Here is a 25,985-nt window from a genome sequence, read left to right on the forward strand (position 1 = left end):
AGAAAATCGTTTACGGCATGATAGTCATAGCAAAGCTTACCCTCTTCTTCCTCTGGTGTACGGCCTTTCTGGTCACCTGCCTTGTGATGGGTGTTACGTTTCCCATCATCGTCCTTTTTGACAGGTATCAGACCGTCATGAAAGAAGTACCCATTTCATAGTTGAAATGCCTCAAAACAAAAAGGCGGGTGAGGTTATCTCATCCGCCTTTTTCATATTCCCGGTTTCTTTATTTTTTCTTGAATTCGAGGTACTGCTCGGCATCCGTGGCGCCGCTACTCGACTCCGAAAACTTCAATGTCACATTGATCTGGGGCACGCCACTTCCATTGACGATCTTCGTTGCGATCCCGCTGATACGCTGGTTCAGTGCCTCACCCGTACTTTGCTTCACAGCTACCTTCTCATCGATCTCAAAAGTGTCCTGACCAGTGGTTTTTACCGCAGCAAGCGGGTATTCCTGGGTAAGGGTGATTTTGGTACCCGAAACATTGATTTCTGTTACTTTGGTATATTTGATGCTCAGCTGGTTCTTTGATTCAGCTGTGACCTCCCAGTTATGACTGCCTACGAACCCACCATCGACAGTCATAGTCTGATAAACGCCTACAAACCCCGGCGCATAATCCACCTCCGGTTCAGGATCCTTCTTATCGTCCTTGCAGGCACCCATTAAAACAACCAGACAGCAAAAAATCAGCTTTTTCATACTTGTACTTTAAGAGTAAACAATATTTCAAATATAAACACGCATCCATTATTTCCTACTATAACGGCACTGCCCCGTGATGCGCATATCGAGACACCTAAATCTTGGTTTCAACTCGTCAAAATGGCAACTTACCAAGGTCCACGTTACCTCCGGAAATAATGATACCTACCTTTTTTCCAGCAAAAACCGACTTATTTTTCAGCACCGCCGCCACAGATACCGCACCAGACGGCTCTACTACCAATTTCATTCGTTCCCAAAGATACCGCATAGCCTGGATGATCTCTTTATCCGAAACGGTGAGGATATCCGTCACTTCCGATTTGATGATAGGGAATGTTTTGTCTCCCAGATAGGTTAGCAGACCGTCGGCGATCGTATCGATATAAGCCGCCTTCTCGATCTTATCGCTGCGGAACGAGAGTACGGCATCTGCTGCTCCTTCGGGCTCTCCGGCATAGACTTTTGTACCCGGAGAATAAAACTTCGCGGCCAATGCAGTGCCACTGAGCAAACCGCCCCCGCCCACCGGTGCTACAATCGCGTCCAGTGTAACGTCCGCGTCCTCGATTAACTCTTTGGCGGCCGTAGCCTGCCCGGCCATCACTTCATAATTATTGAATGGGTGTATAAAAGTCGCATGCGTGCGCGCAATGATCTCATCCACGGTTCGCTGCCTTTCCTCCGGCGTATTTTTGCAGAAAGTAATTTCCGCACCGTAGCCTTCCACCGCCGCAACCTTGACTTTCGGAGAATTTTCGGGCATCACAATGTAACACTTCGCGCCCACCTTCCTGGCTGAAAATGCTATTGCCTGCGCATGGTTACCCGATGAATGCGTGATGACGCCGTTCGCCAGGAGGGCAGCCGGCAATGAGAGAATCGCATTCAAGCCGCCCCTCGCCTTAAACGCACCGATCTTTTGCAGGTTTTCGCATTTGAAATACAATTCTGCGCCACAATATTCATCCAAAAACTGCGACGTGGCTATCGGTGTGCGATGAATGTATGGTTTGACAAGTGCATGGGCTGCCTCAATAATCTCCCGGGTAGGTACAGTTCCGATCATATTCATACTGGTTATGAAAATTATTCCTGTTCAGCAGGAAGGTGCAAAATACAAATCCAGGACATACGGCTCAAAATCCCGATAAATTGGATGATCGCCCGCCACTTAAAAGAAAAAGGGTCCGTCAATATGCCGACGGACCCTCTCCCAAAAAATTTTCAGTTAACCTTATTTACCTGCATTAGGTGTGTAAAGATTGAAGAACTGATCCAATTTCGGCGTAATGATGATCTCAGTACGACGGTTCAGGCTGCGGTTAGGCGCTGAATCGTTTGCCACTTTGGGTAAATATTCGCCACGGCCACCAGCAATCATACGAACCGGTTCTACACCGTATTTCTTCTGAAGGGTACGCGCAACGGCAGTAGCACGCAATACGCTGAGATCCCAGTTATCAGAAACCTTGTCGGTCGAAATGGGTACATTGTCTGTGTGTCCTTCAATCAGGATTTCGATCTCCTTATAGTCGTTCAGGATCTTGGCAACTTTGGAAAGTACAGTTTCAGCTTGTGAGTTGATCACAGAACTTCCTGAACGGAAAAGCATTTTGTCGGAAAGAGAAACATATACTACCCCTTTCTTCACTTCAATCTGAACATCTTCGTCACTAACATCTGCCAATGAGCGTTTCAGGTTCAGTACCAGCGCCATGTTCAAGGAGTCCTTGTGCTGGATGCTTCTGTTCAGGTCACGGATCTGGCTGCCTTGCGCATCCATCATCGCAAGCGATTTTTTGATGCTTTCCGATCCTTCTTTCGAAATCACAGAGAGATCAGACATGCGATCCAGCAGGTTGTTATTATTCTTTTTGAGGAACTCAACCTGCTCTTCCAGCTCTTTCATTTTAGCGTTTTTGCTGGTCAACTCGTCATTCTTTGCCTTCAAATCATTATTCAAGCTAGCAGTTCTGCTATCACAATCATTCAGGTCGGCTCTTGCTTTGTCCAGTTGGATTTGGATCTCATTGGCTTGCTTCTGTGCGGAAAGCAACTTCTTTTTGCTGGCACATGAGCCCAGTACAAAGAGCATGGCAACGGCTAAAAGCGTTTTTTTCATAATCGTCTAGGGTTGTTAAAAATAGATAAACACTGTTAAGTAAAACATTGGTACAATTACACTGATAGCTATCAATAATCGAGCCAAACGCCCGGGGTGCTTTCAAAACGCGAAGGTACGAAAAAAAGGGAAGATGTCGTAACGGCATTTTCCCTTTTTCGTAATGTGATGTAGTGCTTTATCTAATAAGGCATTGACCAGAACGGCGCACGACGCGCCTTAATACTGTCCTGAATATGAGCGGAGATCAATTGCTGGTACTGCTTTTCATCAATTTTCCGGCCTTTCAGCTTCTTGGGTATGTTAATATCCTCCCCGGCAACCGGTTTCATTTTGATATCGATTGCCGTCACAATCATATCTCCTTCGTTTACTTCGAGTTCGAGGATCATCCCGGGTAATCCCGAGTAAAGCTCCGGCCCGGCTGATACAGGCAGGTCATTGGCAAACCAGGCCGTGATCTTCTGGTTTTTAATAGTATCTTCCGTCACCGCCATCATGCACATACGTCCTGCGACTTCCTTGATCTTATTCATCACTTTCCATTTGGGTGTCCTGATCGAATCTTCCACGATATAGGTTTTCCCGAGCATACCGATAATGTCCGTTCTGGTCTCTTTCTCGAAATTCCGGTAAATCTTGTAATCCCGCTCCGACCATGACCATCCGTGCTCGTTCTCTACCACTTTCGGGTAGGTATAGTAACTCTGCTTTTCATTGAAATACAGGGTCATTTTCTGCTTGTTTTCATCGTCATTTCCCCAGGTCTGCTTGATCCGGTCTTTTTCTTCATTACTCAGGAACGTGAGGCGCGAGTAGATCGTCGTCCAACGCATTATCCGCTCGTAGGTAATTTCCCCTTCCAGTTGTTGTGCGAATAACGGCGTGGAAGAAATCGCCATCATCAATATCCATATTCTGATCGTTCTCATAATCGGGTTTATATCTTATTAAAAGAATCCATTGCGTTTTACCGAAGCCGTCATCCCCCTCATATTGTAGGTGAAACTCAGCATGAAATACCGCGACAATGTAGCCACACGGCGTTCGGAATAATAGTTCTGATTAGCATTTTGGGTAATGCCCAGATTTCGCTTGAACACGTCGTTGGCTGTCAGACGAATTTCGCCTTTTTTACTTTTCAGGACAATCTTATACACCGACAGGTTCAGGATCGGCACTTGCTGATTAAAACCGAACTGATCGTTTTTATAAGTACGGTAATTCAGTCGCCCGCTGAAATATATTTCCTTCGGCATCTTGATGTTCATCTCCGCATTATAGTTCGCATTGACGATCTTCTGGTTCTGGCTTGTATTGATCGAGTACTTCGTGTCGCTAAAATTCCAGTTGGCATAAGTGTACAATGTAAACGCGTCGCTCGGCGTCAGATCCAGCCGCGCACCGAAGTTGTACCCGTCTGTTTTCGTTTCGTTTTTGATGTTGTTAATATAAGTCAGGTTATTACTGAAATTAATACCTGTATTCACACCAAATGTCGCCTTGGTTTTTTTCAACGGGAAGCCGAAACCGATGTAACTACCGTAGTTATCACCACCACTGATGTTCATAGGCTTGGTAGTCGTCACCAGATCCTGGCTGATGGTGCGGTTATACACGATCTGGTCCTCATTGTAATTATAGAAGGCGTTGATATACAAATTGGTAAAGCTCGCCGGATTGAACATCTGGAATCCACCGTACACATTGTGCGTAGTCTGCGGGATCAAGTCGGGGTTACCCTCCACAATGTAAAGCGGGTTACTGTTGTCCACGATCGGCTGCAAGTCGGTAATCGATGGCTCACGCACATTCAGTCCGTATTCCGCATAGAGATACTTATTGTTTTTGAGGCTGTAATTCAATGACACATTCGGCACCAGCTTTTTGAAGTTACGGTCGATGCGGGTCTGGTTTTGCAGCGATTCATCCAGGGCGAACTTACCCTTCAGGTCAAACTGCACGCCTGCGAGCCCGGCCGACAGGTTCAACCCCTTGTACGAGTAGCGCAAACTCGTCCCGATGCGGTTGTAGGTAAAGTCGTTGGTATAATAGCGCGTCAGGAATGGGTTCACTTTATCTACACTCCCTTCAACATCAAAAACGTCCCGGTCGACCTTGTCCTTCCGGACACTGTAATTAAAGAATGTTTCCCAGAAAAACTTTTTTGCGAAAGGCTCGACGAACGATAAGCTGCCTTTGAAATTCCCGCGGGTACTTTCGGTTTGCTGCAGCTGATTAATCACACTGTTCTTGGTAGAATCCTGTAAGAAAAGGTTCACTGAGTTCTGGCGCCGGTCTTCGTCCGAATTATTAATGTTATAGCCTACGCTGGCCGCAAAGTTCCGCCCTTTTTTCTTGAATTTGTGACGGTAGAGCAGCAAGTTGGCCATTGCAAATGAGTTGTAGTCGCTCAGGTTATTTACATCCGACCGGTTAGTAAGCATATTTTTATTCCTGTACGAGCGTGTCTCGCTCGAGTACTCATTATCTCCGTTGTTGATCCGCGAGTTACTGATCAGGACCAGTGTGTTAAGCGAATCGATGTTATGCTCGAAACGGAATGCCGGACGATGATTGCCTGTAAACCCGAGTGTTTTGTTTTTACCATCGGTCAAATACGACTGATTGTCGGCCAGAAAGTTTTCAGAGCTGGTCTCCACGTCTGTGATCGATCTGGTCGAATTGTAAAAATAGCTGGTGCTCAGCTTTGTTTTCTTGGTATCGAAGTTATAGTTGGCTCCGCCTGCCCAGTTTTTGGTAAAACCTTCGGATCCCTGCCCACCCCAGTTTGGCTGGATTGTAATATCGTCGCCGCCATAGTAGCGTCCGCTGCTGAACCCAAAGTCACCGTCATCGCCCCAGTTGAACGATTGGCTGCCTTTGAAATCCTGGTAATCGTTCCGTGCGATACCCGACTGGTTGGTATTGTTCCCGAACCCGAGCACGGCAAACTGCTGCTTTTCATCAAAACGGTTGTAGCTCACCTTGCCTTCGAGCCGCGAGTCGGTCCCGACACCCCCGACAGCCTTACCGAAGCCTCCCTTTTTGTGGCTGTCTTTCAATTCCAGGTTCATGGTCTTTTCGCGCTTGCCGTCGTCCACGCCTGTCGCTTTGGATTGCTCTGTTTTTCCATTAAAAACCTGCACTTTATTGATTGCCTCGGCCGGCAGGTTTTTGGTGGCCATTTTCGGATCGTCGCCAAAAAAGCGCTTACCGTCCACCGTTACACGTTTGATCTCCTCGCCTTGCGCACGGATGTTTCCGTCGCCATCCACCTGCACGCCCGGAAGCTTCCGCAGCAGATCTTCCACGCTCGATCCCGGCGGTACCTTAAATGCTTTCGCATCGAACTCCACCGTATCACCCCTGATACTCAGCGGTGCCCTGGCCGTTTTGATGACCACCTCATACAATTCCTTCTGTAAAACCTTCATTTTGGCCTTGCCGATATCGACAACATCCTGATTCTTAGGGTCAATGGTTTCCTGATAAGGTACATAACCCACGTAGGATACCTTGAAGATGTATGTGATGCGTTTGAGGTTCCTCATTTCGAAAGACCCGTCTTTGCCAGTCCTTCCGAAATTGACCAGCGAAGAATCTTTCGGCAAGAGTAACATGATTGTCGCTTCGGGCAATACCGCTCCGGAAGTATCGGTGACGGTTCCCTTTAATGTAAAGCGCCCTCCGGTCTGGGCGTACGCGGCCAGCATTGGAAGACATAAACATAACAGAAGTAGGATTTTTTTCAAGGCTGGTCTGGTGGTTATAATGTAGAGGTTGTAACTGATAACTTACTTTTTTGCAATTATAGGCAAAGCCACAAAACTTTACAACTAGAAATTTAGTTAAAAAGAGGTTTTATACGGATATAAGAATTATTTAACTTTTCTTAAGATTTGAAACCCTTAAAGTAGGTATTTTAGTATATATATAAGTTACTTTAACTTTATAAAATTATAAATATTTTATTTTTGGTCAATTTCATTGACCATATTTGCCCTTTAGTTGTTATTGTTAAGTGTTGAAATGAAAAGTATCGGAGTATTATCAGACACACACGGCTATCTCGATGAACGCGTTTTCGATCATTTTGCCAACTGTGATGAAATATGGCATGCAGGGGACATTGGCTCTGTGGAAATTATCGAACAATTACAGGCATTTAAGCCTCTCCGCATTGTTTTTGGAAACATCGATACGCCGCAGGTCCGCGCCATCACGCATGAAAATCTGCATTTTGAACTGGAAGGATTCCGTGTCTGGATTACGCACATCGGCGGTGCACCCACGCGCTACAACCCGCAGGTGATGCCGGTATTGAAGTCAAATACGCCCGATATATTCCTTTGCGGCCATTCCCATATTCTCCGGGTAATCCGTGACAAATCGCTGAACAATATGCTCTATATCAACCCGGGTGCCGCCGGGCGGGAAGGATTCCACAAATTCCGGACGCTCCTGCGCTTTAATCTTCATGAAGGGTTGATCAGCCAGATGGAGGCCATTGAACTGGGTAAGCGGGGTGCAATGGTGTAAGCGGGTTCAAAAAGTGATTTTCACGGTTTTCATCTCGGCACCTCGCTGCACGACCGCCTCGACTGTCTCCCCCTTTTCGTGCTTTCCGAGAATTTCCATATAATCATAAATGGTGCCGATCGGCTCTCCGGCGAGACTGGTAATGATATCTCCTGCCTGAATCCCCGCCTTCTCAGCTGGCCGCGCCTTGGAAACGCCATCGATTTTCAAACCTTTCCCCGAATAGCTGTAATCGGGCATTATACCCAGCGTCACTTTGAAATTGCTGGTGGTAGCGCCGGAATGCGGATTACCCGCAGTTAGAAACTCCGGTTCTGTATTTTCCTTATCCAAATCGGTCAGCAGGTCCGCTATCAGAGACAGAATCCTGGCCTCTCCCTCATAGTTAATCTTATCCGCATCGTCGGATATTTTATGATAGTCGCCGTGACCGCCGGTAAAGAACTGCACAACCGGGATATTTTTCAGGTAGAATGAGGTATGATCGGAAGCGCCTACACCCGAAGAGTCCACCGTGTATTTCAGGCTCTGGCGCTTTGCCAGTTCGGGGATCAGTTTGCCCCACACCTTGCTCGTTCCCCAGCCCGATACGATGACTCCCTTCTGCTCATCCAGCCTGCCGATCATATCCATATTGATCATGGCCGAAACGGCATTCAGAGGCAACGTCGGCTTTTCAACGAAATGTTTGGAACCCAGTAATCCCAATTCCTCACCGGAAAATGTGATAAATAAGTAGTTGTGTTTTTCCTTCACATGGTTAGCCGCAAAGTAGCGGGCCAGTTCGAGCACGCCGGTCGTACCCGAGGCATTGTCGTCGGCGCCGTTATGGATCTGGTTCTTGCTATCGGGTGAAAGCGAGCTTCCCTGAAACCCTTTGCCGAGGTGATCATAATGCGCACCGACTACGACGGTTTTGGCAGCACCATTGTCCAGGAAGCCCACTACATTCCGGCCCGTGAGCTGATGACTTTGGCCCTCGATGGCGAATGAAACTTCAAAAGGCTGAAAGTAACTTCCGTTAGTACCGGCTGGTTTCAGGCCTAATTCTTTAAAAACAGAGGCAATATAATTGGCCGCACGGATCTCCCCCAGACTGGCCGTCCCCCGCCCCTCCAGATCATCCGAAGCCAGGAATGTGATGTGTTTGCGAATTGCAGCCGCCTGAAAATGCTGGCCAAAAGTATTTGAGCCCCAGGACAGGACCAGGATAATGCTAAGTATATATCTCATTGGAATGTATCGGAAGCCCTCACAGCTAACACTATTAGAGTATTTCGTGAATATCTGTTAAAAACTTCCTCACCCGCACAAGTCGTTGGATCAGCAGCTGTGCCTCTTCTTTGCGGCGCAGCTGCTCACGGGTCCCCTTGATGGTGCGCCCCTGCTTGTCACGCTGGTGCATAATCTTCCGGATCACCTCGATATCACGTTCTGTGTAGCGGCGCCGGTTGCGGGAGTCGCGTTTGGGGTTGAGCTGGGGAAACTTTTTCTCCCAAAATCTCAGTGCCGATGGTTCGCAGCCAACCATTTCTGCAACCTCGTTGGTGTCGTAGTATAGTTTTGTATTAGATTCCATGTGCCGGGAAGTGATTATCGCAAAGATAATCAGCCCCTTTATTAAACACGGTTTTCGGCTAATTTTTTGATTTTTTCCAGCGCGGTCCTGGCAAATTCCAGCGATGACCCGTAATAATCCTGACCGTCCGGCAAAACCGAAAAATCCCCGATGTCCAGACGCAATATTGTTCCGCCGTCCATCTCCGTAAGTCGGTAGGTGTAGGAGATATTATAAGATGATGGCGGCAACTCCCATTTGGAAACATACAGCGAAAAAACCAACAGCTCGTTAGGCTCGTATTCAGTCACCGTTAGCCGCGTCATGCCCGACCAGTCAATTACTTTTCCGTGCTCCAGATAATAATCGTCGAAATCCTGGGGCAGGTCGTCCCATTGCCTGATGTATTTCGGAGCAATCAGAACCTCCCATACTTTGGCTAAAGGTGCCTCGATCAATATTTCCTTGCTGACAATGAGTTCCTGTGCCATGGATCTGAGTTTGAAACAAAATGAAAACCTCCCTATAAAACTATGCCTCTATTTTTTTAGAGTAAAATTATTATTACAAAACACTAGATTTTTTTGTAAACTTTAATTTACTTGAATACAGATCGTCACACTCCTGTTCGGCAAAACAAGCTGTAAGTCAGCAAATTGTCCCGCACCCGCTTCATTCCATCCTGTATTTTATAACCCTTGAAACGAATTATGTGCCTTCCGGTGTCATTCATCGCGAAAGGATCATTCACTATCTACTTTGGTCAGTATGATAAAGCAGCCGGATCTGGGACTTGGCATTCATGAATCAAAGATCGCCAGCATACAAGTACTGCGCGGTATTGCAGCGCTGATTGTCACAATTTATCACTTAAAAGAGGTAATGGCGGAGGGCGCCCCCTTCCACCGGGAGATCAGTTTTCTTTTTAATTCCGGGCCCGCAGGCGTAAGCCTTTTCTTTGTTATCAGCGGGTTCATTATGGTACATATCACCCGGGCACTCAAACCATCGGGACAAAATATCCTGAGATTTTTCACCAAGCGGTTGATTCGCATCTGGCCTGCTTATGCCATTATCACACTGGGCTACTGTTTCCTGCAAAGCCGGCTTGCCCCGGATGCCGACTACCTGCACCAGCTCGTGCTTAGCCTTCTTTTCATCCCGACTTCAACTGCCCCGGGGCCTTTTTACGGCTATGCCACTCTAAACGTCGGATGGAGTCTTAACTATGAAATCTACTTCTATTTACTGATCGCCATTTCCCTGTTTTTCAAACGGTTCCGCTGGTATGCATTCTTCGGGTTCATCGCACTCACATTGCTCGGCATACCCGCATACTATGGTTTCATTACTTTTAAGGCTGACAGATCGATTGATCTGGGGATTCCCTACCTCAACATGGTTACCAATCCGATCGTCTGGAACTTTGTGTACGGCGTGGTAGCAGGCCTGGCTTACGCGAACCCCACGATGAACGACCACCTGAGTAAGCTATTCTCCCATCAATGGATCGCATATGGAATGGTCACCGTGGTAATCTGGCAATTTCTGTCAGGCTTTCTCGGTGGATTCGGCCCACTTGAATGGGGAGCAGGTTCAGCCGTACTCTTTACAACATTTGTATTCCACTACCAGAAACAGTCACCAAAATTCCCCGCCTGGCTGGTCCAAATGGGCGATATGTCTTTTTCTATCTACCTGCTTCACCTGCCCGTTGTGGTAGGGATCGCATTCTTGTTCAGAAAAATGGGCTATCCGGTGTATGGACACGGCACTGCCATGTTTCTGTTGTCGATAGCGGTTACGCTGATCGCTTCGAAGGTGTCGTACAAATACCTGGAATTAAAATTCTCCGCATGGATCCGGAAGTGGCTGGGTCTCCACAAATCCTCCCAAATGAAGGCGGCCGATCCGTCGGTTAAGGTGCTAGCCTGACATCTTCCACCGTGGTGTAAGCGTCATTAGTGATTTGTCGAAGATCCTGAGACCATAACCGCTTCATAAACTGCGCATAATGACTTACAATATGCTCTTCCAGGTAGCTCAGATGGTGCCCGGACTGGTTCTCATAATTCAATTCGAAAGGAACTTTAAACTTCTTTAGTTGATCCGAGGCCGGTTTAGCCCCTTCCATCCCCAAATAGGCCGGGCATGACAGAAAGGTTCCCTGATAGTAAGGCAACACATTGTCCCCGGTTCTTTGGAAAAACACAGTGGGCGTTGCATTGGCCTGTGTCACGTAGCTGCTCCTGAACAGCCCATAGCCCATTGTAGTGAGTATTGCCCTCACCCGGAATTGCCCCTCACCGGCACGGGGATCAAGGCGGCCCAGCACTTTGGTGATTCCGGGTTGCAGGCCTTCAAAGTCCGCCTCCTTCATGTAAACCAATGCCGAAACCGTAATGGCTCCGGCGCTGCTCCCTGCCAGGACAATCTGGCGGGTGTCGATTCCGAATTCCTCCGCCTTGCCGACAAAATAGTGGATGGCGGTATAAGTATCCTGCACCGAACGGTAAACGGCCCGCACTACCTCCTGACTATTGCCTCCGCAGGCATTCTGTTCGCTTCCGCCGTTAAAACCCAGCCGATAGTCGATGGACGCCGCGGCGTATCCCCGACGTGCCATTAACCTGGCCTTCCCCATTTCGTTGCCCAAGTCACCAAACAGAAAAGCGCCTTCATGTACCATCAGGACCAACGGGCGGTACTTCATAGTGTCCCTGCCCGGCGCTACGAACTCGAAATTCAGTGGGATATCCTGCCCGCGATAATCTTTCGCATCGGTAAACACACCCTTCCTGATTTCGAGGGCAGATTCTTCGATAATTTTTTCCGGTCCAAACCGGGCTGTTTTAGCCAGTGATGAGTCAGGGTTCTTGGGTGGAATAGTATCGACAATGACCGTATCAGGTCTGGATGAGCCGGATGTGTCCTTCCCGTCATCCCTTACTTCAGCAGCAGGAAAATCACAACTTGTGCAAAGCCGGATCAAGATCGCCAAAGCGCATTTCCAGAGCAAGTTCTTCCACATTCGTCAGGATCAATGATACTTGTCTTTGATTACTTTATCTGGGTGATCGGGTACCGCAAAGCCCGGTTTTCACGAAACCAGGCTTTGCGGTACCCGATCCGGGGGCTCCTTGTTATTTTAGACTGTGAAAATAACCGGTTTTTATTTCTTATATAACCGGAACAAGCGGAAAATTAGCTAGTTATCTTTCTTCAGGGCGCTGGAATCTGTATTGGAAGGTTGCTGGGGCTGATAGTAAAAATAACCTTCTGTCTTGTTTTTTCGCGCTACATCCGGATTCTCCTGATTGCGTCGCGCTTCCATCCGTCTGGCGCAACCAGTTATAAACAGGAACAGGACGATCCCGGTGATAACGCCTGTGGCTATGATCTTTTTCATGATTTCTACCTTTTGTTTGTTGATCTGTTTTAAAGACCAACCTGCCACAAAAAGGATACCAGCGACACCCATCAGGCAGAGTACTGGTCTCGCTGATCACGAAGCTGGTATGATTTTTACAAAACACCGTCCAATCACCCACTATATAAAAGTCATGGATATCATCATTTTTCTCAAAGCCATTGGCAACCTTCTTTTCGCAGCCATACTACTGCTGGCCGTGGCGTTCTCATGTGCCTTTTCTATTCTGACCTATATGCTTCGCGGTGCGCGGCCGTCCTTACCCGGAATAAGAGGATTAGTCCGAAGGCTTTATCCCACCCGCCAGTCACACAGGCTATGAAAGCAGGTTCTGCCGTAGAAGAAATTCGAGCTGCCCGTTAACATCTATCAGCTTTTCGATCAACTCTTTGTTTTCTTCCCGCAGATGGAAAATTTCGTAAGCGTTTTTGATGATGATCCGCAGTTGCTGCTCGTCCCAGGGCTTGTTGAGGTAATAATAAATGTGCCCTTTATTCACCGCATCGATAACCGCCGTGATATCCGTGTAGCCAGTCAGCAGGATACGAACCGGATCCGAATAGTCTTTCAAGACCTCGATCAGAAAGTCGACGCCAGTCATTTCAGGCATCCGCTGGTCGGTGATGATTACGTGCACCACGTTATGTTTCAGGAGTTCAAGCCCCTCCCTCCCCGATGTGGCGATTAAAATATTGAAATCTCTTCTGAAAGCGGCCTTGAACGAGTTGAGGTTGTTTATTTCGTCATCTACATACAGTACGCTTATTTTTCCCTTTTCCATTCTGAATTCTTGGTGCTTTTGGGGCCCTGGTATGCCATACCCCCAACTAATTGATAATATTATGATATTAATTCTAATTCGCATTAACAGCCACAGCACTTTTGACAAAATTTTGTAGCGCGCATCGGCACAAGCCCCTGCTAATAAGGGAAATTTAGGTACAAACGTCCAAATATTTTGTCCTCCATTGAACCAGAGGTTAGTTTTACAAAAATAAATTCAGCAATTTGTGTAATTATTGAAGCAAGTAAAATGCGTGAATATACGAGATTCACGGACGCGCTAGCTGGTCCGTTGAATTTTATATGAAGATCGACAACAATTTTGTGATTTGTTAAATCAGAGCAAGCCCCGTTGAAAGATAGCCTTCACAATTATTCTAAAATGTACCACGACACAGAGATTAACTATATCTACAAACCGGTTTTCATCTCCAGAGAGCGCTACGCAGATAAAGAAAAGTTTCTTTCGTTCATCGAAGACCACCGCGGCAAAACCATCCTGGATTTATTTGCTTCCCAGAAAAAAGAACTCATCCGCATCCGGAACCCCAGAAAGCGGCTCACCACCGTAGAAGTAGAAAAGCAGTTCAACACATGGGCTGTGGGTAAGGATATTGAAACTGAAGGCCATTGGATATATTATCCCTGGTCCGAACGCCTTTTGCACGTCGTGGCAGAAGACGAATTTATCGAACTCAGAACCAGCCGGAACCAATACAAAATTACCCCCGCGGAGCAACAGGACCTCTCGGCGCGGGCAATCGGGATTATCGGTTTGTCGGTTGGCCACTCGGTTGCTCTGAGTATTGCCAGCGAGCGGACATGCGGCAAGCTGAAACTGGCTGATTTTGACACCATAGAATTAAGCAACCTTAATCGTATACGCACGGGGCTTCACAACATCGGTATCAACAAATGCATTGTTACCGCCCGTGAAATTGCCGAGATCGATCCATTCCTGACAATCGAATGCTTCCCGGAGGGCATTAACAAAGAAAACCTGGACGGATTTCTGCTCGACGGCGGCAAACTGGATATCCTCGTCGACGAATGCGACGATATCGCGCTGAAAATCAGCTGCCGGATCCGCGCTGCCCAGCTGGCGATACCGGTCGTCATGGAAACGAGCGACCGGGGAATGCTCGACGTCGAACGGTTTGATAATGAACCGGAACGACCAATTTTCCATGGACTCCTGAAAGGCATCCCATTGGAAAAATTCGAACAAGCCTCAGAAGAAGACCGGCTTCCGCTCGTACTCCGGATCGTGAATGTGATCAATGCATCGACCAGAGGCAAGGCTTCGCTGGTGGAAATTGGACAGAGCATCAGTACATGGCCGCAACTTGCAAGCGCAGTGAATTTAGGGGGTGGTGTCGTCACGGACGTATGCCGTCGCATCCTGCTCAATCAGTTTGGCGAATCGGGCAGGTATTATGTCGATCTTGAAGAGCTTGTTGGCAATAAACTACCGAAGGCGGAAATAACGGTTCCGGGCAATCCTTTTGAACCATTCGATGTAAATGAGGCTATTCATATAGCTGATTCGTTACCTGTCGGGCACCCTTCCAAACTAATCAATGAAGCTATTTTAAAAGAGATTGTAAACGCGGCATGTTATGCCCCTTCAACCGGGAACGACCAGCCGTGGAAATGGCTTTACCGGAACGGCAGGCTGCATTTGTTCCATGATCGCTACCGCTCCTATTCCTTCGGTGATTTTGACCAGATCGCTTCAAACATCTCATTTGGTGCCGCCTACGAAAACCTGGTCCTGAAAAGCAATGAAGCGGGTTTACATATCCATGCAGAATTGTTCCCGCTGGGGCAGGAATCTACGCTGATCGCCGTCATCACTTTTGCCGACAACGGTGCAGCCACGAATACCCGGCCGGTATTTTCACCGCAATCGGCAGCGGTGATATTCGAGCGTAACACCAACAGGAACCCTTCTACTCCCGTACCGGTCTCCGCGGGGGAATTTGAAGCATTGCGGGCAGCCGCTGAAAGTGTGGAAGGTGCCCGGTTTCATTATTTTGACAACAGGGAACAAATGATGGCAATCGCAGAAGTTATCGGAGAATGTGACAGGATAAGACTTTTGAACCCTGTTGGCCATCGGGATTTTGCTCAAAGAGAGATGAAATGGTCCCCGGCCGACGCTGAAAATTCCAGGGATGGGATCGATATCCGGACGCTGGGGATGACTAAGGGGCAAATGACGGCGCTTTCAATTATCCGAGACGAAGAAATTGTCAAAGCATTAAAAAGCATCCAGGGAGGTGAGGCACTGATAGACGTTGCCCGAAATACGGTGAGTACAGCATCGGCTCTGGGTATGATCACAATGCCAAGATATGATTATAAGGATTTTTTTTGGGGCGGGGTATCCATGCAACGGTTTTGGCTGAAAGCAGAAGAATTGCAATTTGCGATCCATCCGTTAATTTCCCCGTTTTATTTATTCCCGAGGGTAACCAGGGCCAATGGGGCCGGTCTGGATGAAACAGAAAGCTCAAAATTGCGGGATTTGCGGAAAAAATTCATGAGACTCGTTCCGTTTGAAGATAATATTGCAGAAGTGTTTCTGTTCAAAATTGCCAGTGCGCCAAAATCGGAGATAAAAAGTTACCGATTGCCACTGGAAGAAACACTTTTTATCGTAAACCTTCAATAATAAATGGTAGCTCGCATTAAAGGATACCGCGCGTCGGACGACATCGAGACCAGTCTTAGATACGCGGATGGTCACCGAAAAGTGTTAGAGGCTTACGGGATAAAGCAGGTTACTTCGGCTGTACATAACTGGCTTGAAGATCCTAACACGTATGTGCTGATCGTTGAATCGGAAGATGGCAGCAAGATTTACGGTGGTACCCGTGTACAGGTCCGCTCCCCAAATCTCAAAATGCCGATGGAAGATGCTATCGCAAAAATCGACAAAAAGATTTACAGCTACGTGGACGCCATTGGCGATTACAATGTAGCCGAATTTTGTGGCCTTTTTAATTCAAGGGAAGTAGCCGGATATGGAATAGGCAGTTTATACCTGTGCAGAATCGCAATGGCTGTTTCCGGCCTCGTGGGGATTAAACAACTTCTTGCATTATGTTCACCGATTACATTATTGATGAGTGAGCGAATTGGTTTCGAAATCCTCAAAGACCTGGGAAACAATGGAACGTTCTACTACCCCAAAGAAGGACTTATCGCGACCTCACTCATCGCCAGAGATCTGGTGAACTTGCCTGTCGCAACGGATGAGGAAAGGGAAAAAATTTTTAGCCTGAGAGAAAATCCAAAACAAACGGTGACTGAAAATGGACGCAGGGGAGAATTGACAATCATTTATGATATCGCCACATGGTTATAAAATTTTACATAAGATTGTTTCTGCTATTTACTTTGCTGGTTTTCAGCAGAGCATCCCACGCCGGCGAAGTTGTCTTTTCGGGTAGCGATATCTCCATTGGTCAGAGCGTTGATATCCTTGAAGACTCACTGGGGACCATGACTTTTCAGCAGGTCAGATCTTCCGCCTACTTTGTTCCCAATGATGAGCAGACACCCAATTTCGGCCTCAGTAATTCCGCTTTCTGGATCAGATTCACACTCAGGAATGAAACGAAAGACCCCAATATCTTTTTCGAGCTTGCCAATCCGCGTATTGATTTTTGCACGATTTACAATGAAGAAAATGGTGAAATCTGGGAGGAAAGAATCTCACTGAACGAACCTTTCACCGCCAGGGAAGTACAGCACCAGAATACGGTATTCAAACTGAATATCCCACCGGGGCAATCGAAAACATACTATCTCAAGATCGTTGGAAGTGAGCAGATGATACTTCCGCTGATAGTGCGAAGTGAAATGGGCTTTTTTCAATTTGCATTGAAGAACGAGGTTATCGCAGGTATACAGATGGGCATCCTCACTGTGATGCTGCTGTACAACTTCTTTCTGTATTTTTCGATCAGGGAAAAGAGCTATTTGTACTATGTTCTGTATATCCTCTTCATCGGGTTGACACAAACGACCATAACGGGCTACACATTCAAATACGTCTGGCCCGACTTCCCGATGTTCAACGTCTATGCCATTCACATTTTCCCGTCCCTGGCAGGGAGTTTTGCCGTGCTATTTATGCAGAATTTCCTGCATAGCAGGGAAAATTCACCAGCTATCCATAAAGTACTGACCCTTGTTTTCATCTCCTACGGATTTGCCATACTCTTTAACTTGTTGGGAATGCAAAGGCTTAGCTACCGGGTTATTGACGTAACAGGAGTAGCTGCCTGCCTGCTTGTTCTGGCTGTTGCGATCCAGCTTTCAATCAGAGGTTACCGTCCGGCTAAATTTTATCTTGTAGCGTGGATAATGTTCCTGATCGGCATCGTGTTGTACACCCTCCGTAATCTCAATATCCTGCCTTACAATACATTCACAAATTACACACAGCAGGTAGGGGCAACCATAGAAGTTATTTTGCTATCTTTTGCGCTTGCAGACAAAATCAACATTCTGAAAAAAGAAAAAGAAGCTTCACAGGCTCAGGCACTACGAATTTCCATGGAGAACGAAAAAATCATTTTGGAACAGAATGCTTTCCTGGAAAAAAGCGTGAACGAACGCACCGCCGAGTTACAATTTGCGAATACAGAGCTCAATCTGACATTGACCAAATTGAAGGATGCACAGACTCAGCTGATCGACTCCGAGAAAATGGCATCACTCGGTCAGCTTACTGCGGGTATTGCGCACGAGATCAATAATCCCATCAACTTCGTAAGCTCCAATATCAGGCCGCTCAGGCGGGATATAGACGATGTCCTGGAAATCCTGGATTCTTACGACGAAATCCAGCATGTAGATTCGCTAGAAGTGCTTCAGAGCAGGATCAAGGGCATCCAGCAGCTAAAAGTAGACCTGGATCTCGATTACATTAAAACCGAGTTGGGGACATTGCTGAAAGGTATGGAAGACGGCGCCCATCGTACAGTAGAGATCGTGAAAGGCCTGAAAATATTTTCCCGCGTGGATGAAACAGATCTTAACCTGGTCAATATCAATGAAGGTATAGAATCTACCCTCATTATTCTCAACTACCAGATGGGAAATTCGATCACACTGGTAAAAGACCTGGGGAATATTCCAAGCATCGAGTGTTACGCGGGTAAGCTCAACCAGGTGTTCATGAATATCCTGACGAACTCCATTTATGCCCTTCAAAAAGACAGGCACGATGACAAGAGCCCGACCATATGGGTGAAATCCTGGCTGAAAGACCCAGAAACAGTTGCTATTTCAATCCGGGACAACGGACCGGGTATGACACCCGAAGTCCGTGCGAAGATTTTTGAGCCATTCTTTACCACCAAGCAAGTGGGCGACGGAACCGGGCTCGGACTTTCAATTGTCTTTAAAATTATTGAAGTTCACAGCGGTAATATTCAAGTAAACACGGAGGTGGGAGAAGGAACAGAATTTTTAATCACGCTTCCCGTTAAAAGAAAAGTACGCCCAATCCCCGATTCTCAATGAGTGAAAAAGCGATAACCATTCTGTACATTGACGATGAGGAACATAATCTGCATTCGTTCAAGGCTTCATTTCGCAAGCAGTACGACATCACGATTACTTCCTCGGTGATAGAAGCAGAGCAAATGCTGGATGATAAGGATTTTTGCATCATCCTTGCCGATCAGCGGATGCCGGTAATGACGGGCGTACAATTCTTCGAAAAAATACGGGTCAAATACCCTAAGCCGATCCGTATACTCATTACAGGACACACCGACATGAGCGCGGCGATCGACGCAATCAACAAGGGGGAGGTTTTCAGGTTTATTGACAAACCCTGGGACTACAAATATGTCGAGAACGCGATTTCCAACGCCTACGACATTTATAAAACGCGTGAAGACCTAAAGCTGCGAAACATCGAGCTGCAAAAGGCAAACGAAGAACTCGACAAGTTTGTGTACAGCGCTTCGCACGACCTGCGTGCACCTCTCATGTCAGTGCTGGGGATCGTCAATCTTGCATTGCTGGAAGAAGATATCAAGTCGCAGAACGAATACCTGGAACTGATCAGACAATCGGTCAAAAAACTGGATACGTTCATTATCAATATTATCGACTACTATAAGAATGCCCGTGGAGTACCTGTAGTGACCGACATCAGTTTTGAGGAATTGGTAACGGAGGTACAGGCTACGATCCAGTACCTTCCCGAGTACGGGAATCTGAAGATGACGACAGACATTCAGCAGGGAGGCATCTTCAAGTCGGATGTAATGAAGCTGCGGATCATTTTTAACAACCTCATCAACAACGCCATCAAGTTTCAGGACAAAGCCAAGCCGCGTCCTTTCGTACATCTCACCGTGCAGTCGACACCGTCCGAGGCCAGGATCATCGTGGAAGATAACGGAACAGGGATCAGAGAATCGGATCAGGACAAGATTTTTAAAATGTTTTACCGGGCTGGCGCAACCAATAGCGGTTCAGGAATAGGGCTCTACATCGTTCACGAAGCGATATCGAAATTAGGAGGAGAAATCAGCGTAACGTCAAAAATCGGTCAGGGTAGTATTTTTGAAATTAACATTCCCTCTATTAACCAATAACCCGTCATGGAGCCACTGCTTAACTTCTTTTTGATAGATGACAGCGCATTCGACCTCTTTATTTACGAAAAGCTTCTCATCAAAAGCGGGATAACCAACTCGGTAAGGACATTCAATTCGGCGCGTGATGCGTTGAAACACCTCATAGGCGAGGCAAGGGTCCTCCCGGATACCATCATTCTGCTGGACCTGCAGATGCCGGATATGAACGGCTTTGAATTCATCGACGAATTCGATCAGCTCCCGGACGAACTCAGGCAAAAGGTCAGGATTTTCATGCTTTCGTCTACAATCGATACCCGCGATATCGAAAAGGCAAAAGCCAGCCCACACATCATTGATCTTCTGCCCAAACCACTCGAGATTCCCTTCCTTAAAAAGAAACTGGCGATCTGAAAGCGGTATAGTGCAATTTCACAACCTGATGCATGTAACCGATGAGTTCTTTGATAAAAAACTGATTCTCTTTAAAAACCTGTTTTGAAAGAGAATCAGGTAGATGTTAACCAACACTACCAGCACTACCTTTTGAGCGTCAGCCTCGTAGTCACTGATCGCTCAAAAGCACACCTCCACAATTTGTCCTATTATGTAACAATCCGGCGAGTTCCGGCAGGGTTGTAATCTACTCCAAATAGTAGCCACACAGGGGTGGTTATAAGATTTCTAAGCACTAATATAATTTTTTAAACATCCAAGACGCTAGGGGGCAGTCGGGTACATGTTTATTGTACAATTTTCAACAACCAGTGTAAACCTTAACGACAATTTAATGAAAACTGACAGCACAACCCTGGCCGAGATTTTGAAATTGCACGCACAGTACGTTAAAGAAGTTGAATTCAGTGGTATCAAGCCGTTATCAATGGAAATCTACAAGACTAACTCCCACAATTTTGTACGCTGGATTCAAGACGAATTTCACCCGGGAAAGAAGTTGCGCAAAGAAGCAGTTTCCTGACCCGCATAAAGCACTCATTATACTCAACGTTAAGATACAGCTGCCGGTGAATGGGAATCACCGGCAGCTTTTTTTATACGCCGTTCTTTATTAAGTTTGGGTATGCAAGGCTTTTGAAACGCCCGCAGAAACCCAACCATTTATGATTTTTACGCTTTTCAACCTTCTCAAAGGTCGTTTTACCAAAGAGGCCATCCAGGAAGCCAAGTCCAATGAAAAGGCCATATCGCGCCAGGAAGCACTTCAGCGAATGCGCAATATTGCCAGCAAGCGCATTAAGAAAAGTTAATCAACATCCCTGGCCGTAGTAGGCATCTTTTCCATGTTTCCGGAAGTAATGCTTGTCAATCAGGCTTTGCTTGATCGTCGTCGCATTCGGATTGATCTGCAGAGTCAGATAGGCCATTTTTGCGATCTCTTCCAATACAATCGCGTTGTAGACCGCTTTGGCAGGATCTTTACCCCAGGTGAAGGGCCCATGACATGCTACCAGTACCATTTCCACCTCTTCATAGCTGAGCCCTTCTTTCAGAAACAGATCCAGGATCTGAATGCCGGTCTCATGTTCATAATCGCGCTGGATCATGTCATCGGACATGACTTCCGTTACCGGGATCGGCGCCGTCAGATGGTCGGCATGCGTGGTGCCCAGGTTCGGGATCGGCATGATCGCCTGCGCCCAAGCCACCGCATAGGTGGAATGGGTATGGCAAACACCCCCGATCAAAGGGAAGCTTTTGTATAACAATGTATGCGTCTTGGTGTCGGACGACGGCCGCATACTCCCCTCCACCAATGCATTGTCGAGGTCGACGATCACGATATCGTCCACCTTTAACCGGTGATAGGGGACGCCGCTCGGCTTGATAGCCACTACACCGGCCGCGCGGTCGACCCCGCTCACGTTGCCGAAAGTCACGATCGCCAACTCCTCTTTCGGAATTTCCATATTGGCTTCGTAGACCTGTTCTTTCAGGTATGTATACTTCGACATATTTCTATCTGTAATAAGCCTCGCTCCATCTCAACTCATTTTTGAGCTGCCGCAGCCTGGTATCTTTATCAATCACCACGAGTTCGACACCCACCATTTCGGCAAATGTTTCGATATGTTCTACCGTCAGATTCTGGCTAAAAACAGTATGATGAGCACCTCCTGCGTAAATCCAGGCCGCACAGCCCGTTTGCATATCCGGCATCGGCTTCCATAAAACGCGGGCTACCGGCAGCTTCGGTAGTTTCTCAGCTACTTCGGTAGCCTCTACCTCATGCACCAGTAACCGGAAGCGATTACCCATATCCACCAGCGACACATTCAATGCCGGCCCGGCAGGGGCATCGAAAACCAATCGTACAGGATCTTCCTTCCCGCCTATTCCCAGCGAATGGATTTCACAGGAAGGCTTTCCCGCCGCAATGCTGGGACAGATTTCCAGCATATGTGAGCCCAGCACCAGGTTGTTCGAAGGGTTAAAATGATAGGTATAATCTTCCATAAACGAATTCCCTCCGCTCAGGCCACTACCCATTACTTTCAATGCACGTACCATGGCGGAAGTTTTCCAGTCGCCCTCTCCCGCGTAGCCATAGCCCGCAGCCATCATGCGCTGCGAGCCGATACCCGGCAGCTGTTTCATACCGTGCAAGTCTTCGAAAGTATTCGTATAACCTTTAAAATTGCCGTCTTTCAAGAAATACTTCATACCCAGTTCGATCCGGGCTGCATCCCGCAATGCGGCATGCCGCGTCCCTCCTTTTTCAAGACCCGATGCCAGTCGATAAGCGGAAGCATACTCGTCGGTCAACGTGGTCACTTCGGCATCGGAAACCTCATTGATTACCGCCACAAGATCCCCCACCGCATATGTGTTGACCGAAAAACCAAAAACCATTTCGGCTGCAACCTTATCCCCGTCGGTAACGGCAACTTCACGCATATTATCTCCAAAACGAACAAATTTTGCCCCTTTCAGATCATGTCGCCCGGCCGCAACCCGCGCCCATTGGCCCAGGCCTTCGGCTACATGTCTCTCTTGCCAATGCCCGACGATCACCTTACGGTTCAGGCGCATGCGGGTCATCATGAAGCCAAATTCCCGGTCACCGTGCGCCGACTGGTTCAGGTTCATGAAGTCCATATCGATTTCAGCCCACGGGATATCCCGGTTATATTGGGTATGTAAATGCAGCAACGGCTTTTGCAGGATTTGCAACCCGCGAATCCACATTTTAGCGGGGGAAAAAGTGTGCATCCAGGCCACGATGCCGATACATGCGGGCGCGCTGTTGGCTTCCTGGATCACATTGTAAATCTCATCGGGTGTCTTCACAACCGGTTTGAAAACCACGCGGACAGGCACTTGCGGTGACTGGTCAAGATAGCGGCTGATGATCCCGGAATGCTCATCGACCTGCCGGAGCGTATCCTCTCCGTACAAATGCTGGCTGCCGGTGATAAACCAGACTTCAAATTGTTTTAAATCAAGCATCAGCTGAGTAAATAGAAATATTGCTAAATGGCGTCTGCTGTTACAGGCGCTTTTTGTAAAAACTGATTTTCAATGAATGCACCGGCAAGCAGGTATTTCTGATAGAGCTGCTGATAAACCTGTGATTGCGCTTCACGCGGATGGTAAACCGTGTCAAAACCGGAGCTCATCGCCTCCTGTGCCTGTTGCAGGCTCGCATGTACGCCCGACGCAACTGCCGCGAACATAGCCGCGCCCAGAGCACAGGCCTGCTCCGAAGCAGCCACCTTAATGGGCATATTCAATACGTCGGCCAATGTCTGCATGACAAAAGCGGATTTTTTAGCAACGCCGCCAATCGCAATCACCTGATGAATAGGGACCCCTTCTTCGCGAAACCGCTCTACAATGGCTTTTGAGCCATAAGCAGTGGCCTCCACCAGCGCCTTGAAAATCCGGGCATTATCGCTGGCCAGGTTCAGACCCAGCAATGCGCCTTTGAGCGTATGCATGGCATCTGGTGTCCGGCGGCCGTTCAGCCAGTCCACTGCGATAATATCATTCGGGGTGATGGGTATCCTGGCTGCCTGCTCGGCCAGGTGGGGGATCAGCTCCCTGGAAAGTTTCGCGGCTTGTTCTTTCCCGATGAGGGCACGCACTGGCTCGATAACCAGTTTGGCAAACCAGGCATAAATATCGCCAAACGCCGATTGCCCGGCCTCCATCCCCAGCATTCCGGGGATAATGGAGCCATCGACCTGGCCGCAAATACCTCTGATCAGCAGGTGCCCCACCTCGTCGTTGGGTGCCACCAGCATATCGCAGGTCGATGTCCCGATTACTTTACACAGGGAATAAGGCTCAATCAACGCACCTACCGCACCCATATGCGCATCAAATGCACCTACTCCAATAATGACACTTTCCGGAATGCCCAGCCGGGCTGCCCACTCCTTCGAAATAACTCCCATCGGTTTGTCGGAAGTACCAGTGTCGGCAAATAGCCGGTCGCGGAGACCGTCGAGCAATGGGTCCAGTTCCTTGAAAAAAGCGTTGGAAGGCAGTCCGTCGAAATCCTGGTGCCAAAGGGCCTTATGCCCTGCTGCACATCTCGATCGCTTCAGCCGGAGCGGGTCGGTCATGCCGGTTAACTCGGCAGAGATCCAGTCGCAATGCTCCACCCAGGAGTAAGCACTGTGCCGCACGCGCTCATCCACCCGCAAAGTGCGGAGTATTTTGGCCCAAAACCATTCGGAAGAATAGATCCCCCCTACATATCTGGTGAAATCGACATCGTTCTGATGGGCAAGTTTGTTGATTTCCTCTGCTTCCGCGTTCGCGGTATGGTCCTTCCAGAGAATAAACATCCCATTGGGATTCTCGGCAAATTCGGGAAGCATGGCCAATGGCGTACCGTTCCGGTCCACGGCCACGGGTGTCGAGCCGGTAGTGTCCACCGAAATCCCTTTTACCCGCTGTCTTACCGCCATGGGAACCTGGGCCAGCGCATTCAAAACGGCCTGTTCCAGACTTTCCAGATAGTCGAGCGGATGCTGGCGGAATTGCGAAATGCTCGCATCGCAATATTTCCCCTGCTTCCAGCGCGGATACTCCTGCACGGCCGTTCCCGCCTGTACGCCTGTGTGGGCATTGACGATCAAGGCCCTGACAGAATCTGTCCCGAAGTCGATACCAATGACGTAATTCTCTTCCATAAATGTCGGTTTAGGATGTTCTCAGATCAATTTGACGCATTTATTTAACTTATCACCTAACAAATATAAATAAATTTGTTTTTAGTGTATTATTGACACAATTTAATTTTAAATGATTCACTCTTTGACCCGTTCCGCGACTAATCACTGACTCTTCATCGAGTCCGGCATAAAGTTCCAGAATGAATGGAATTTGGCTTTGTAGCGTTCCTCGTCGAGCTTATAGAGAGTTGCTTTTTTGGTAGTACTGTTACTGTTTTTATAGCCCGTGTCGATCAGGAGGCCTGTGGAAAGGAGCTTTCGGCTGAAATTCCGGCGGTCGATGGGAATATTGTAGATGGCTTCGTAAAGCTTCTGCAACTGAGGGATCGTAAAGCGTTCGGGCAGAAGCTCGAAACCAATCGGGTGCAAGGCTGCATTGTACTTAAGATGTTCAATCGCCCGGGATACCATTTGCTCATGGTCGAAAATGAGCTTCGGGCGTGCGTCGAGCGTGATCCAGGAAGCATTGTGGCTTTTCACTGCTTCAGAATCGTGGTCATCGATTTTGATCAGTGCAAAAAACACAACCGAAACCGTACGCTCTCCCGGATCACGGTCTGCCTTGCCAAATGTTTCGAGCTGCTCCACATAAATGTCTTTCAGCCCGGTAAGGTTATAGAGGATCCGTACGGCACCGTCGGCCAGGTCCTCATCGGCATTCATAAAACCTCCCATCAGGGACCACTTCCCTTTCTCGGGTTCAAAATTTCTTTTGATCAGCAACAATTTGATATCCTTGCCATCGAAACCAAAAATAATGCAGTCGATGGCCACAAGAATGCGGGAGGCCTGGGGATAATTATTCATTAACGTAGTATCGTAGAGGCGCTATGCAATATAAATACATTATGAAACTCCTAGTTACAAAATATTTTACCGTCGTAGTCCGGGAAATGTTAAATTTATATTAAGAAAGTAAAAAAAAGAGTGAGATTACTTAATCTGGTTAAATACTCACGTCACAAATTTAAGTACGAATTTTGCACTGCTTTCCAGCAATCATAATCTGATTATTAAAAG

Annotated in this window: 25 protein-coding genes; 10 read left to right on the forward strand and 15 right to left on the reverse strand. The window is 47.6% G+C overall.

Annotation, left to right across the window (positions count from 1 at the left end; genetic code table 11):
- The first annotated feature begins 17 nt into the window (after window positions 1–17).
- Entirely contained in the window at window positions 18–161 is a 144-nt protein-coding gene (locus BP71_RS15285) for a hypothetical protein (RefSeq protein ID WP_496380642.1), read from the forward strand.
- A 68-nt stretch (window positions 162–229) separates the two neighbouring features.
- On the opposite strand, the gene BP71_RS15290 is transcribed toward BP71_RS15285, so the two are convergent.
- From BP71_RS15290 to BP71_RS15310, 5 genes are all read right to left on the reverse strand, one after another.
- A complete protein-coding gene (locus tag BP71_RS15290) occupies window positions 230–709 on the reverse strand; it encodes a hypothetical protein (RefSeq protein ID WP_496380644.1) in 480 nt (159 codons plus the stop codon).
- Between the two features lie 118 nt (window positions 710–827).
- On the reverse strand, window positions 828–1,781 hold the full coding sequence (locus BP71_RS15295) for a threonine ammonia-lyase (protein ID WP_496380646.1): 954 nt from the start codon (window positions 1,779–1,781) through the stop codon (window positions 828–830).
- 168 nt (window positions 1,782–1,949) lie between these two features.
- A complete protein-coding gene (locus BP71_RS15300) occupies window positions 1,950–2,837 on the reverse strand; it encodes an OmpA family protein (protein ID WP_496380648.1) in 888 nt (295 codons plus the stop codon).
- A 182-nt stretch (window positions 2,838–3,019) separates the two neighbouring features.
- Window positions 3,020–3,769: a GLPGLI family protein gene (locus BP71_RS15305; RefSeq protein WP_496380650.1), complete on the reverse strand. Its 750-nt coding sequence runs from the start codon at window positions 3,767–3,769 to the stop codon at window positions 3,020–3,022.
- 18 nt (window positions 3,770–3,787) lie between these two features.
- On the reverse strand, window positions 3,788–6,592 hold the full coding sequence (locus tag BP71_RS15310) for a TonB-dependent receptor domain-containing protein (RefSeq protein WP_496380652.1): 2,805 nt from the start codon (window positions 6,590–6,592) through the stop codon (window positions 3,788–3,790).
- Between the two features lie 277 nt (window positions 6,593–6,869).
- Here BP71_RS15310 and BP71_RS15315 point away from each other — a divergent pair, with 277 nt between their 5' ends.
- On the forward strand, window positions 6,870–7,379 hold the full coding sequence (locus tag BP71_RS15315; protein ID WP_496380654.1) for a metallophosphoesterase family protein: 510 nt from the start codon (window positions 6,870–6,872) through the stop codon (window positions 7,377–7,379).
- A gap of 6 nt (window positions 7,380–7,385) precedes the next feature.
- Here BP71_RS15315 and BP71_RS15320 read toward each other — a convergent pair whose 3' ends face one another.
- Genes BP71_RS15320 through BP71_RS15330 form a run of 3 tightly spaced genes read right to left on the reverse strand, consistent with a single transcriptional unit; the run spans window position 7,386 to window position 9,428 of the window.
- Window positions 7,386–8,612, reverse strand: a complete 1,227-nt coding sequence (locus tag BP71_RS15320; RefSeq protein ID WP_496380656.1) for a M20/M25/M40 family metallo-hydrolase — start codon at window positions 8,610–8,612, stop codon at window positions 7,386–7,388.
- A 34-nt stretch (window positions 8,613–8,646) separates the two neighbouring features.
- A complete protein-coding gene (locus tag BP71_RS15325) occupies window positions 8,647–8,958 on the reverse strand; it encodes a MerR family transcriptional regulator (RefSeq protein WP_295921602.1) in 312 nt (103 codons plus the stop codon).
- A 41-nt stretch (window positions 8,959–8,999) separates the two neighbouring features.
- Complete coding sequence (locus tag BP71_RS15330) at window positions 9,000–9,428, reverse strand: SRPBCC family protein (RefSeq protein WP_496380658.1); 429 nt, start codon at window positions 9,426–9,428, stop codon at window positions 9,000–9,002.
- A 277-nt stretch (window positions 9,429–9,705) separates the two neighbouring features.
- Between BP71_RS15330 and BP71_RS15335 the strand changes: the two genes are divergently transcribed.
- Window positions 9,706–10,872 carry an acyltransferase family protein gene (locus tag BP71_RS15335; protein WP_496380660.1) on the forward strand — a complete coding sequence of 389 codons (1,167 nt, stop codon included), beginning with the start codon at window positions 9,706–9,708 and terminating at the stop codon, window positions 10,870–10,872.
- Here BP71_RS15335 and BP71_RS15340 read toward each other — a convergent pair.
- From BP71_RS15340 to BP71_RS15350, 3 genes are all read right to left on the reverse strand, one after another.
- Complete coding sequence (locus BP71_RS15340) at window positions 10,856–11,968, reverse strand: carboxylesterase family protein (RefSeq protein ID WP_496380662.1); 1,113 nt, start codon at window positions 11,966–11,968, stop codon at window positions 10,856–10,858. The two genes, BP71_RS15335 and BP71_RS15340, sit on opposite strands and share 17 nt — an antisense overlap.
- Before the next feature lie 177 nt (window positions 11,969–12,145).
- Window positions 12,146–12,346 carry a hypothetical protein gene (locus BP71_RS15345; RefSeq protein WP_496380664.1) on the reverse strand — a complete coding sequence of 67 codons (201 nt, stop codon included), beginning with the start codon at window positions 12,344–12,346 and terminating at the stop codon, window positions 12,146–12,148.
- A gap of 337 nt (window positions 12,347–12,683) precedes the next feature.
- The gene (locus BP71_RS15350) at window positions 12,684–13,148 is read right to left on the reverse strand and encodes a response regulator (RefSeq protein ID WP_019940883.1); all 465 of its coding nucleotides are present in this window, start codon (window positions 13,146–13,148) and stop codon (window positions 12,684–12,686) included.
- A 384-nt stretch (window positions 13,149–13,532) separates the two neighbouring features.
- Between BP71_RS15350 and BP71_RS15355 the strand changes: the two genes are divergently transcribed.
- From BP71_RS15355 to BP71_RS15385, 7 genes are all read left to right on the forward strand, one after another.
- Window positions 13,533–15,827 carry an Rv1355c family protein gene (locus BP71_RS15355; RefSeq protein ID WP_496380666.1) on the forward strand — a complete coding sequence of 765 codons (2,295 nt, stop codon included), beginning with the start codon at window positions 13,533–13,535 and terminating at the stop codon, window positions 15,825–15,827.
- A 3-nt stretch (window positions 15,828–15,830) separates the two neighbouring features.
- On the forward strand, window positions 15,831–16,523 hold the full coding sequence (locus BP71_RS15360) for a hypothetical protein (protein WP_496380668.1): 693 nt from the start codon (window positions 15,831–15,833) through the stop codon (window positions 16,521–16,523).
- Between the two features lie 14 nt (window positions 16,524–16,537).
- Window positions 16,538–18,691, forward strand: a complete 2,154-nt coding sequence (locus BP71_RS15365) for a sensor histidine kinase (RefSeq protein ID WP_496380670.1) — start codon at window positions 16,538–16,540, stop codon at window positions 18,689–18,691.
- Window positions 18,688–19,779 (forward strand): sensor histidine kinase, encoded by a 1,092-nt coding sequence (locus BP71_RS15370; protein ID WP_496380672.1) that lies wholly within the window; start codon window positions 18,688–18,690, stop codon window positions 19,777–19,779. Before BP71_RS15365 ends, BP71_RS15370 begins: the two co-directional genes overlap by 4 nt.
- Window positions 19,780–19,785: 6 nt before the next feature.
- Window positions 19,786–20,175: a response regulator gene (locus BP71_RS15375; RefSeq protein ID WP_496380674.1), complete on the forward strand. Its 390-nt coding sequence runs from the start codon at window positions 19,786–19,788 to the stop codon at window positions 20,173–20,175.
- Window positions 20,176–20,551: 376 nt separating this feature from the next.
- The gene (locus tag BP71_RS15380) at window positions 20,552–20,740 is read left to right on the forward strand and encodes a hypothetical protein (RefSeq protein ID WP_496380676.1); all 189 of its coding nucleotides are present in this window, start codon (window positions 20,552–20,554) and stop codon (window positions 20,738–20,740) included.
- Between the two features lie 142 nt (window positions 20,741–20,882).
- Window positions 20,883–21,029 (forward strand): hypothetical protein, encoded by a 147-nt coding sequence (locus tag BP71_RS15385; RefSeq protein WP_496380678.1) that lies wholly within the window; start codon window positions 20,883–20,885, stop codon window positions 21,027–21,029.
- On the opposite strand, the gene BP71_RS15390 is transcribed toward BP71_RS15385, so the two are convergent.
- The 4 genes from BP71_RS15390 to BP71_RS15405 form a co-directional block, all read right to left on the reverse strand.
- Entirely contained in the window at window positions 21,030–21,734 is a 705-nt protein-coding gene (locus BP71_RS15390; protein ID WP_496380680.1) for an L-ribulose-5-phosphate 4-epimerase, read from the reverse strand.
- Window positions 21,735–21,738: 4 nt separating this feature from the next.
- Window positions 21,739–23,229 (reverse strand): L-arabinose isomerase, encoded by a 1,491-nt coding sequence (araA, locus tag BP71_RS15395; protein WP_496380682.1) that lies wholly within the window; start codon window positions 23,227–23,229, stop codon window positions 21,739–21,741.
- Between the two features lie 23 nt (window positions 23,230–23,252).
- The gene (locus tag BP71_RS15400) at window positions 23,253–24,923 is read right to left on the reverse strand and encodes a ribulokinase (protein WP_496380684.1); all 1,671 of its coding nucleotides are present in this window, start codon (window positions 24,921–24,923) and stop codon (window positions 23,253–23,255) included.
- 144 nt (window positions 24,924–25,067) lie between these two features.
- Window positions 25,068–25,772 (reverse strand): NUDIX hydrolase, encoded by a 705-nt coding sequence (locus BP71_RS15405; protein ID WP_496380686.1) that lies wholly within the window; start codon window positions 25,770–25,772, stop codon window positions 25,068–25,070.
- Window positions 25,773–25,985: the final 213 nt, after the last annotated feature.

The organism is Dyadobacter ginsengisoli DSM 21015 (assembly GCF_059568735.1).